The organism is uncultured Thiodictyon sp. (assembly GCF_903828115.1).
Taxonomy (GTDB): domain Bacteria; phylum Pseudomonadota; class Gammaproteobacteria; order Chromatiales; family Chromatiaceae; genus Thiodictyon.
The window spans coordinates 1-6,620 of sequence record NZ_CAIKKU010000143.1; the positions used below are offsets into that span (position 1 = coordinate 1).

The window sequence follows — 6,620 nt, forward strand, 5'->3', positions numbered from 1 at the left end:
CGATAGCGGTTCCGCCATTTCGGTGCCTGCATCGCGGCGGATCGCCCTGCGGGCATCCGCCCGTGTTTCGGGCTGGGAGCGCCGCACCCCAGTGCGGCGCGGCCTTGCGAGCGACTGCAGCGTTGCGTTCTGCGGATAGGCTTCGCCGCACTGGGGTGCGGCGCTCCCGCTGCGCGACCCGATGACTCGCAGTGCGCGCGATGTCCGCGACTGTGATCAAACCCCAAGTGGTGGAGGCGGAACGAATGCTCACTCAGGTCGATCGCGATGCGAGGCTGCAGTGATTTGCGACGTTGCGGCGGCTTGCAGGCCTCGTCGCGGCTGAAGCCGCTCCCACAGCGTCGCTGCGCGACTCTTGCGGTAAAGGCTCGACCGTTGAGTGCGGGGCGCGCCGGGCGGCGGTCGGAGCGATTTCCAGGCCTGCGCCGGATCTGACTCAGAGGTTGGACGGGACTTAGACGCAGGCCGGCTTCACGCCGGCGCCGACGATGTCGCCGCTCCCCATGCCCGGCGGGCGCGGATCGCTTAGACTTACCGCGTCCCCCGAACCAAGGCTGCCACGATGTTCAAAAACCTGCACCTCTGGGCCAACATCATGCTGGGCATGGGGCTCGCGATCCTGCTGGCGATCGGGGGCCTGAGTTACGCGAGCCTGCTCGGGCTGCGGGCGGTGGTGCGCGAGGCGGAGCGGGCGGAGTTGCGCCAGTCGATGGAGAGCCTGACGGCGGCGGTGGCGGGGCAGGCGCGGCTGGCGGAGACCCTGAGCGCGCTGGTGGCCAACCTCCCGGAGGTGCAGCAGCGCTTCGCGGCCGGCGACCGGGCCTGGCTGCAGGCGACGCTGCTGCCGGCCTATCAGGTCCTGGCGAAGGACTACGGGGCGGTGCAGTTCCAGTTCCACACCCCGCCGGCCACCTCCTTCCTGCGCCTGCACCTGCCCGAGAAGTTCGGTGACGACCTGTCCGCGATCCGTCACTCGGTGGTGGATGCCAACCGGACCCGCAAGCCCCAGGAGGGGCTGGAGGTCGGGGTCGCGGGGCTCGGGGTGCGCGGCATGGTGCCGCTCGGCGAGGCCGACCGGCACTTAGGCGTGGTCGAGTTCGGGATGTCCTTCGGCCAACCCTTCTTTGACGCCTTCAAGGCGCGCTTCGGGGTGGATGCCGGCCTGCACGTGCTGCGCAACGAGGCCTTCGAGACCTTTGCCGGGACCCTCGGCGAGCGGCCGCTGCTTGGCCCCGCGGCGCTGCGGGCAGCCCTGGCCGGCACACCCCAGTTTGAACAGATGAACGCGACGGCCGACCGCTGGCGGTCTATGCCGCCGTCATCCGCGACTATTCCGGCACCCCGCTGGGGGTGGTGGAGGTGGCCAAGGACAGTTCGACCTACCAGGCGGCGGTGCGCGACGCCACCCGCGAGGCCTGGCTGATCGGGGGTCTGGCACTGCTCCTGAGCCTGGCGATTGCGCAGTTGACCGCGCGCCCCCTGAGCCGACGCATCCGCGGCCTGGCCGCGGGGGTGGGGCGGGTGGCGGCCGGCGACCTGAGCCGTGATGTCCCGCCGGACGGGCACGACGAGTTGGCGGGGCTGGCGCGGGCCGCCAACGAGATGCGCCGCCGCCTGCAGGTGCTGGTGACCGAGGTCGAGACCCAGGCCGGCGCGGTGCACCGGGCGGCCGAGGACATCGCGCAGGCGGTCGACGGGCAGGCGGCCAACTCCACCCAGATGTCGGCCTCGGTGGCCGAAATCACCTCGACCATGGAGGAGTTGTCCGCCTCCTCGAGCCAGATCGCCGAGTATTCGGAGTCGGTGGTGGGGGTGGCGCGGCGCACCTTCGACAGCAGCCGCGAGGGCGCCCAGGCGATGCAGCGGCTGGTGACCCGGATGGCGGACATCGGCGGGGACAGCCAGCGGGCGCTGAACGAGATCCTGGACCTGGGCCGCAAGTCCAAGGAGATCTCCCGGGTGATGGAGATCATCGATACGGTGGCGGATCAGACCCGGCTGATCGCCTTCAACGCCGCCCTGGAGGCCGCCTCCGCGGGTGAGGCCGGGCGGCGCTTCGGGGTGGTGGCGACCGAGATCCGCCGCTTGGCCGACTCGGTAAGCGAGTCGACCGGGGAGATTGCCCGCAAGGTCGTCGAGACCCAGGAGTCCATCAGCCGCCTGGTGGTGACCTCCGAGAAGGGCACCGCGGGGATCGAGCAGGGGATGCAGGAGTCCGCGGCGACGGCGCGGCTGCTCGACACCATGGTGGACGGGGCCGGCGAGACCACCCGGGCGGCCCAGCAGATCAGCCTCTCCAGCCAGCAACAGCGCACCGCCAGCAACCAGGTCGTGGTGGCCCTGCGCGAGATCGTCGCGGCCAGCGCGGACACCGCCGCCTCGGTGCGGCGCATCGCCGACATCGCCGCCGAGATGGCGCGGCTCGCCGCCGCGCTCGATGAGCGCATGGGCAGCTTCACACTGGCACCGGCGCCTACCGATCCGCCGGGCCGGCCGAGCGCTCAGGCGGCGGCCTTGCCATGAGCCCGCCCCCGGTGTCGGCGCCGGTCCGGGTCCTGGTGGTGGACGACAGCGCCACCGCCCGGGACCTGATCCGCGCCCTGATCGAGGACGACCCGCGCCTGACGGTCTGCGGCGAGGCGGCGGACGGCCGGGCGGCCGTGGAACAGGCACAGCGGCTGCGGCCCGCGCTCATCACCATGGACCTCAGGATGCCGGTGCTCGATGGGCTGGGGGCCATCGCCGAGATCATGGACCTGTGCGCAACCCGCATCCTGGTGGTTTCCGACTGCGCGGATGCCGCCCATGCGATGGCGGCCGTGGCCGGCGGCGCCCTGGAGGCGACCTACAAGCCCGGCCTGACCGATGGGGCCGCCTTTGCTGATCGGCTCTATCTCCTGTCCGGGGTCCCGGTGATCCGGCACCTGCGCGCCCGCGGTGAAACCGGCGGACCGGCCGCGCGGACCCTCGGCGCGACCACTGTCCCCGGCGCCCGGCCGCCGGACCAGGGCCGCGCGCCGGCCCCGACGGACGGCGCCGTGATTGCCATCGCCGCCTCCACCGGCGGGCCGGCGGCCCTGGCGGCCTTGCTGCCGGCCCTGCCCGCGGGGCTCGCGGCCCCGGTGCTGATCGCCCAGCACATCTGTGACGGCTTCGCCGCCGGCATGGCGGCCTGGCTGACGACCCTGTGTCGGCTCCCGGTCGGCCTCGCCCGCGATGACGAGGTCCTGCTGCCGGGCCGGGTCTATCTGGCCGACTCCGCCACCCATCTGGACCTGCTGCCGGGGCGCCGTCTGCGCCTCTCCCCGGGCGCCGCGGGCGATCTCTACCACCCGAGTTGCGACCGGCTCCTGTGTTCGGTGGCCGCGGTGGTCGGCCGCCGGGCGATCGGTGTCATCTTGACCGGCATGGGCCGCGACGGCGCCCGCGGCATCGCCGCCATCGCCGCCGCCGGCGGCACCACCATCGCCCAGGACGAGGGCAGTTCGGTGGTCTTCGGGATGAACCGCGAGGCGATCGCAAGCGGCGCCGTGGCGCGGGTGCTGCCGCTGCACGCGATTGCCGCGGAACTGGTGCGACTGGTCGCGGCCGGACCCGGGGTCGCCGCCGGTCGCGCCCTGGGGCTCGAGGCGTGAACCTGGAGGCCGCCCGCGGGCTGCTCCAAGCGCGGCTGGGGCTGCGCTTGGAGGGCCAGGACGAGGCCCGGTTGCGGCGGGCGATCCAGCAGCGGATGACGGCGCTGGGACTGGACGCCGGCGCCGCCTATCTGGCGCAGTTGCACGCCGATGCGATCGAGCTGGCGGCCCTGGCCGGCCTCTTGACCATCAAGGAGACCTATTTCTGGCGCGAGCCCCAACACCTGCGCCTGGTCACCGGGCACCTGGCGCCGCTGCTGCTGCGCGGGCGCGCCGCGGGGGCGCCGGTGCGCATCCTCTCGGCGGGCTGCGCGACCGGGGAGGAGCCCTACTCCATCGCCATGGCCTTGCGCGAGCGCTACGCGGCGTCTTCGGCGCGGCTATTCCGCATCGAGGGCGTCGATCTGGACTCCCATGCCATCGCCGGCGCCCGCACCGGCCGCTATCGGCCCTACGCCTTACGCGCCCTGGCCCCAGACCTGAGGGCCCGCTGGTTCACCCCGCGCCTGACGGTACCCACCAACTCACCGAACCCATCCGCCAGGGGGTCGCCTTTCACCCCTTGAACCTGGTGGCCGACCCCTATCCGGACGCCTTGCACGGCCAGGACCTGATCTTTTATCGCAACCTCTCGATCTATTTCGACGCGGCCACCCGCGAGGCGGTGCTGCGCCGGCTGCGCACCCTGTTGCGACCAGGCGGCTACCTGATCGTCGGCCTGGCCGAGACCCTGGCCAACGGCTTCGGGCTGTTCGCGCTCTGTGAGCGGGAGGGGGTCTGGTACTTCGTCAACGCAGCCGCGGAGGCCCAGCCCCCGCGGGCGCTGCCGACCGCGGTTTCCGGTACCGCGGACCGCTGTCAGCCCCCCGTCGCGCCCCCGGCGCCCGCGATGGTGCCGCTCAACCCCGGTCCCGCCCGGGACACCGCACCCCAGGCCGCGAGCGCCCCCTCGCCGATCCTCGACGAGGCACGCCGGGAGGCGCACCGCGCTGACCACGACGCGTCCTACCGTCAGGCCCTGGCCCTGGCCCGGGCCGAGCGCTTCGCCGCCGCCCTGGAGGTCCTCGCCCCCCTCTGTGCCGCGCCGCGGGCACTCCCTCTGCATCTGCGGCTGCTGGCCCACCTCTTGCTGGAAGGTGGCGACCACGAGGGGGCCGCGGCGGCGGCGCGGCGGGTGTTGGCCCTGGATGCCTGGTCGGTGGATGCACTGGTGCTGCTCGGGCGCATCGCCCGCGCCCGGGGCGACCTGGGGGAGGCCGTCGCCCACCTGCGCCGGGCCATCTATGCGCGTGCTGACCACTGGCCAGCCCATCTCGAGCTGGCCCAGTGTCGGGCGGCCGACGGCCATCCCGAGGCCGCCCGCCGCGAGTACCGGATCGCGCTGCGGCTCTTGGGGGAGGCCGGTCCCGCCGCGGATCAGACCGGCCCCCTGCCCGCCGTCCTGCCCGTCGCCGACCTGCGCCACCTGTGCCGGGCGCGCCTGGCGCGGCTCGGCGAGCCGGCTTGAGGCGCGCCCGCCATGGCCCTGGACCTGCGCAAGTTCATCGACCGCTTCTGCGGCGAGGCGCGCGATCACCTGACCCGGCTGGAGATCAAGCGCCCGCCCGGCCCGCGCAACCGGCGGCCGCCGCCCCCGTTGACCGCCCGCGCGCCCGCGACAGCGTGCGGGTGCCGCTGGCCCGGCTCGATGAGCTGATCCGCCTGATCGGGGAGGTGAACCGGGTCCAGGCCAGACAGCGGCGCCGCCTCGCCCAGGCCCAGGCCCTGGACCGCACGGCCCAGGCGCTCGCGTCCGCCGGGGCCGCCGCGGCGGCGGGGCGGCCTGATGAGACCCAGGCCGAGACCCAGGCCCAGGCCCAGGCCCAGGCCCTGCATCACCTGGTCCGTGGCCTGCGCGACGACCTGCTGGCCCAGGAGCAACTCGCCGCCGGGCTCAACGAGCGGGCGCTCAAGCTGCGCATGTTGCCGCTGGCCACGGTCTTTGAGCCCGCCACGCGGATGGTCCGGGAACTGGCGCGCGCCGCGGGCAAGGAGGTGCGGTGCGAGGTCCAGGGCGGTGAGATCGAACTCGACCGGCAGGTCATCGAGGGCCTGGGCGAGGCCCTGGTACAGGTGCTGCGCAACGCCGTCGACCACGCCTTGGAGGACCCGGCCGGGCGCCGGGCCGCCGGCAAGCCGCCGCTCGGACAGGTGCGCATCGCGGCGCGTCATGCCGGCGGCGGGGTGGAGGTCGAGGTGAGCGACGACGGGCGCGGCCTGAACCGCGAGCGCATCATCGCCCGGGCGCTCGCCAAGGGCCTGATCGACCCGGCGCGGGCGGCGGCCCTGACCGACGATCAGGTCTGGGAGCTGATCTACGCCCCAGGCCTGAGCACCAGTGAGATCATCACCGACCTGTCCGGGCGGGGGGTCGGCATGGACGTGATCCGCCGGACCATCGGCGAGGACCTGCACGGCACCGTCTCACTGGTCAGCCGCCCGGGCGCGGGCACCAGTTTCACCTTCCGGCTCCCGCTGTCGCTCGCGGTGATGCGCGTGCTCTTGTTCGAGAGCGGCGGTCAGCGCTTCGGTCTGGCCGCCCAGCATGTGGTGGAGTTGATCCGGGTGGGCGCGGGTGACACCGTGACCCTGGCCGGGCGGCCGACCCTGGTGCTGCGCAACGAGTTCGTGCCGTTGATTCCCCTGGCGGAACTGCTGGGGCTGGCGCCGCGCCCGGCGGGACCGGACCACCAACGGGTCACCGGGGCCGCCGCCCTGGCCGTGGTGATCGGGGTGCGCCAGGCCAAGCTCGGTCTCCTGGTCGAGCGCCTGGTCGACGAGCGCGCGATGGTGATCAAGCCGCTGCCCGAACACCTGCGCGGGGCCGGGTCCGGTGCCGGCCTGGTCGCCGGGCTCGTGGTCACCGACGACGATCGACTGGTGAGCGTGCTGCAGGCCGCGGGCCTCCTGGACGCGGCGCGGCGGGCCCGCGGCGCGGCGGCCGCC

At 73.7% G+C, this 6,620-nt stretch carries 7 protein-coding genes; all 7 read left to right on the top strand.

What is annotated here, in order from left to right; genetic code table 11:
- Positions 1-562 precede the first annotated feature (562 nt).
- On the top strand, positions 563-1,423 hold the full coding sequence (locus QZY48_RS05310; RefSeq protein WP_295428695.1) for a cache domain-containing protein: 861 nt from the start codon (positions 563-565) through the stop codon (positions 1,421-1,423).
- On the top strand, positions 1,360-2,523 hold the full coding sequence (locus QZY48_RS05315; RefSeq protein WP_295428697.1) for a methyl-accepting chemotaxis protein: 1,164 nt from the start codon (positions 1,360-1,362) through the stop codon (positions 2,521-2,523). The genes QZY48_RS05310 and QZY48_RS05315 overlap by 64 nt, the downstream gene beginning before the upstream one ends.
- Positions 2,520-3,635 (top strand): chemotaxis-specific protein-glutamate methyltransferase CheB, encoded by a 1,116-nt coding sequence (cheB, locus tag QZY48_RS05320; protein ID WP_295428700.1) that lies wholly within the window; start codon positions 2,520-2,522, stop codon positions 3,633-3,635. Before QZY48_RS05315 ends, cheB begins: the two co-directional genes overlap by 4 nt.
- Positions 3,632-4,201, top strand: coding sequence for a CheR family methyltransferase (locus QZY48_RS05325; RefSeq protein WP_295428703.1), 570 nt, complete (start codon positions 3,632-3,634; stop codon positions 4,199-4,201). Before cheB ends, QZY48_RS05325 begins: the two co-directional genes overlap by 4 nt.
- Entirely contained in the window at positions 4,198-5,142 is a 945-nt protein-coding gene (locus QZY48_RS05330) for a CheR family methyltransferase (RefSeq protein WP_295428706.1), read from the top strand. The genes QZY48_RS05325 and QZY48_RS05330 overlap by 4 nt, the downstream gene beginning before the upstream one ends.
- Positions 5,143-5,154: 12 nt before the next feature.
- Positions 5,155-5,331, top strand: coding sequence for a hypothetical protein (locus tag QZY48_RS05335; protein ID WP_295428709.1), 177 nt, complete (start codon positions 5,155-5,157; stop codon positions 5,329-5,331).
- A partial coding sequence (locus QZY48_RS05340; protein WP_295428711.1) for a chemotaxis protein CheW occupies positions 5,304-6,620 on the top strand: 1,317 nt, incomplete at its 3' end. The genes QZY48_RS05335 and QZY48_RS05340, both read left to right, overlap by 28 nt.

What these genes read in the sequence shown, in the direction of transcription:
- QZY48_RS05310 (WP_295428695.1), top strand. Translation starts at nt 563, where the DNA reads ATGTTCAAAAACCTGCACCTCTGGGCCAACATCATGCTGGGCATGGGG.
- cheB (WP_295428700.1), top strand. Translation starts at nt 2,520, where the DNA reads ATGAGCCCGCCCCCGGTGTCGGCGCCGGTCCGGGTCCTGGTGGTGGAC.
- QZY48_RS05335 (WP_295428709.1), top strand. Translation starts at nt 5,155, where the DNA reads ATGGCCCTGGACCTGCGCAAGTTCATCGACCGCTTCTGCGGCGAGGCG.